The organism is Giesbergeria sp. (genome assembly GCF_028686475.1).
Lineage (GTDB): Bacteria > Pseudomonadota > Gammaproteobacteria > Burkholderiales > Burkholderiaceae_C > Simplicispira.
The window spans coordinates 1-3,852 of record NZ_JAQUCA010000057.1; the positions used below are offsets into that span (position 1 = coordinate 1).

Sequence of the window (3,852 nt, forward strand, 5' to 3'; positions counted from 1 at the left end):
TCCTCATCCCTAATGCGAATTTGGTTGTATGCCCCAGTCAGATCCAAACTGGTCATATACATGGCGGCATGCAGTTGGTCAAACAGGTCATCAATCCTAGGCAGGGGAAATCTATTCCGTTCTGTCACAGCATTCAGTGCTCTGTAATCATATACCATACGTACCGTACCATCCTTCTTGGGGACAAACAGTACGTTGGCACTGTAGGGTGAGGTACTGGGTTGGACCCAGCCCTTTTCCAACAGCTCTCCCACCTGTGTCTTGGCCTCAGCCAACTCCATAGGACTGAACCTATGCATGCGCCTGTATGCAGGTTTGGAACCGGGTAACAGGGGAATGCAATGCTTTTCACCTCTGTCTGGAGGCAATCCAGCAGGTACAGGCTGAAAAACATCACCAAATTCAGACAGCAGGTCTTTTACCGCTGGGTCCAGGTCAGCTGGCAGGTCAAGAGGTACCCAGGGGTCAGGTGCGCCATGCACAGTGGCAGGCACAGGTGCAGCAGGCACTCTGTCCTCCTTAGGCTGTGGGTCAGACAGCAGTACAGAGGCAGGCGCAACATGCGCCTCCTTAGGCACAGCTGGTGCTGCAACAGGCAACATGGCAGGTACAGGCACAGCAGGTGCGCTGCCCTCCAAATCACCAGCAACTGTGCGCAGTGTACACAGCAGGGCCCTACCATACGTCCGAGCAGCTATGCTTGATAACTGTACAGCAGCCTGCTGTAGGGACGGTCCATAGGTAGGCCTGGGTACAGCACCAGACACTGCAGGGATAGTGTGCAGCGCACGTGAGTGTGGGTCACATACAGTCAGTGTACGGGCAGTCCAATCCAATTTGGAACCATGCTTGATGTTAAAATCATCACCCACAATCAGATCAAACCCCATGTTTGCAGTATCCAACACCAGCACAGACATGCGCACAGTAATGGGCCCAAGTGACAGTTTCACCTTAGCGGTACCCAAAATGCTGCAAGTGCTGGCACTGTCTGCCAGCACTGCCTGCCGCATGAGTGTGGGGTGTATGCGCCAGTGCATGTGCTGTGCCAGGGTGACAGAGGCAAATGAATGCGAGGCGCCAGAGTCCACCAGGAACTGTACAGGCACAGCATCCACACACCCATCAAAGATCATGGTTTGCTTTGAGCCACCAAGGCGGGACAGGGTGGGTGCCTTGACGGCAGGATCAACCCATACCTGTACCGGCCAGGGGGATGACACAGGTGGCAGCCAATTGCCCAGTGCCAGTCGCTCAATGTTCAGTGCACCACGGTCCTTGATTGTCACCAGCTTGGCACCTGCATGTGACAACTTGCTTGACCAAAACTCGTTAACAGCAGGAACAAACACCACAGCAGAAGTAGCATCAGGCTGACGCTGCTTGGCTGCAACATAATGCATAAACATTTGCTGCGCTGCTGTCGGGTAAGAAGGCATAAAAATGTAACTGCATTGGCCTGCGGGGTCGAATTCCAAGAACGGTGTTACAGCAGAGAAAGTTTTCGTTGCATCGGGCAACGACCTGGTACGCCCAGTCAGTGGGAAATCCGTACCGTCCAGCAAACTCTGCAGCACCAAGTTCGGGATGCGCCAGGCAGACCCAGAACCTATCAACCCCACTACCCCCCCAGCTGACTGGCCAAGAACAGTCTGGTGAAACCCCTATGGGTTCTTCTTGGGATAGGGCTTCACAATGCGAGGGAAGGCGTGCTTTGGCTGAGGACAATTCTCAGACAGATGCTTGCTGGTCAGGTCAAAGCAATTGAAACACACGCCGTTACGTCTGTACCCCTCTTGTTCATACCAGTTGATTTCACGCCCTGTTGGCGTGAACCAGCCACTGCCCTCCAGCTTGGGATCCACCTTGGATCGCTTGGGCGAGGGGCCATCAAAGCCCCGCGTGGTCTTATGGCCTCCATGGCCACGGCGGTCAGCGCCGTTGTTCTGGGCAGGGCGGTGAGGCACCGACTGCCAGGCCGGGGACTGCCTTGCAGGCGAGGGGGACGCACCAGAGCGTCGGGCTCCAGCTCCACCAGCCGGTGGTGAAGAAAAGCGTCCCTGAATGGCATTCAATACAGCAGGAGGGCGTTTAAGAAGCATGCGTCGGGCAATTTTGCGTTCATGCCCAAGTGCTGCATTGTACACATCAATCAGGCGTGTGTACTCCTTGCCATTGTCATCGCACTGCACAGCTACAGACAACTCCGCGTTCAGGCCATTTGCAAATGCTCTGACAAGCAGGGGCTGAGAAATCTCATGCATGATGGGAAGCAAGGCAGAGTCAAACTTAGCCTTGAACTTCGCCACCGAATCGCCCTCCTGTTTCAGAGAACCTGCATGCAGCTGGTCGTAAGCCTCACCCACCGTGGTCCGGACCGTCGGGGCCCAGCGCTCAAAGAAGGCGGTCTTCAGGACCTCACCCGCCAGGGGTATCCTGTTATTGGCCTTCTTCAGGTTCAGGTACCAGATGGCAGCCTCCTCCTTCATGGCGCTCGTGAACATGACGTCCAGAGCTACAGGTGTCGTCAGGAACACCTTTTCCACGCCAGCGCGGACCATGAACTGCTCCCAAAAAGCCTCCACCTCATCAGGAGTGGGGACCTTTGCCTTGGTAGGCTGGAACAGTGGGAGGTTTTGCAGCGAGCGGTTGTCCAAGACCGGCTCGGGAGGCACAGCGACAGCCACCTGGGCAACAATAGCTGCCAGGGAAGAAAGGTCAACAGGCGCTGCAGGAGGATATGCAGCAATAGCCATCGGGGCTTCTGGTGCAGCAGTCTGCACCGCGGGGACTTCAGCCACGGCGACAACTTCAGGTTGTTCAGGGGCTGCGGCAGGGGTTGTAACCGACGAGGTCACCTCCTCCTCCTTGTCCACATCCATCTCCTCCTCATCAATCTCGTCATCAGGGCGAGAGAACGGGTCAAGTCCATGCACGCCATGTGCATGTCTAGGGGCCAAGCCCCCAGTGGCCACTGCAAAGATTCGGGTTCCAGGTGAATACTTTGCGTTAGACCGAGCAAAGCGGAGGACCTTCTTCCGCATGGAGTCAATCCGGTCAAAACACAAGGATCAAGAGCGGCAGTAAGCAAGAAATACTTTTTACCACCTACTACGGCCCGTGCGATAAGAGCGGCCTATTTTTGTTGCCGCCCCCGCCGAATCTTGTGTCCACCGCTGAAGGCGGGCGACCGACCAGAAGGCCAGAACTATAAAAATAAGAGCGTTAAATAGCTCTAGGCAACGATACCAAAATGTAATAGTAATTTTGTAAACTTAACTACTAAAAGTTATGAGGATTGGAAGGGTACGACCCTCCAACAAGTTCAGAGCAGTAAACTACTCTTCACTACTTCATTGTTGTATCAGACAACCAATCCCCGATTATTCAGTCCACTGTGTGACCATCACAGTTATCGTCAGAATCTGTCTGACTGGTATGCGGTAACCGCCATGTGGTGGGCGACCACATGCGATACCTTGGACAGGTGCCCATACTGTCCTTTGTCCATCGGAGCCAGTCCGTAATCTTAGAACCAGTCTAAGATATCATAATAATACATCGGGTATTATTATATCCAGGGCCGCTAGGCAGCTGTTCACTAGCGGGTGTACAGCATGTGCCAGTCCAACACAGCATGTCACAACAGGCGGTTAAGGTAGGGAAACTCCCACTACAGGTAACAAGGGTGCATGCTGTGCGCCAGGCACTCCCTTGTACAGTTTGACCAGGGAAACATGGAAGGTGTGATGGATGCGCAAGCTAGGTGGAAGTTTCAGCTTCACAGCAGCGTTGCCAACCATATGCTCAACAAGAAATGGGCCAATCCATTTAGGCATCAATTTGGAGTAG

At 54.2% G+C, this 3,852-nt stretch carries 3 protein-coding genes; all 3 read right to left on the minus strand.

Going from position 1 to position 3,852, the window contains the following annotated elements:
• The coding region (locus tag PHX60_RS15880) for an aspartyl protease family protein (RefSeq protein WP_300079749.1) at positions 1 to 1,439 on the minus strand (1,439 nt) is incomplete at its 3' end.
• Between the two features lie 225 nt (positions 1,440 to 1,664).
• Complete coding sequence (locus tag PHX60_RS15885; protein WP_300079751.1) at positions 1,665 to 2,936, minus strand: hypothetical protein; 1,272 nt, start codon at positions 2,934 to 2,936, stop codon at positions 1,665 to 1,667.
• A 717-nt stretch (positions 2,937 to 3,653) separates the two neighbouring features.
• A partial coding sequence (locus PHX60_RS15890; RefSeq protein WP_300079754.1) for a hypothetical protein occupies positions 3,654 to 3,852 on the minus strand: 199 nt, incomplete at its 5' end.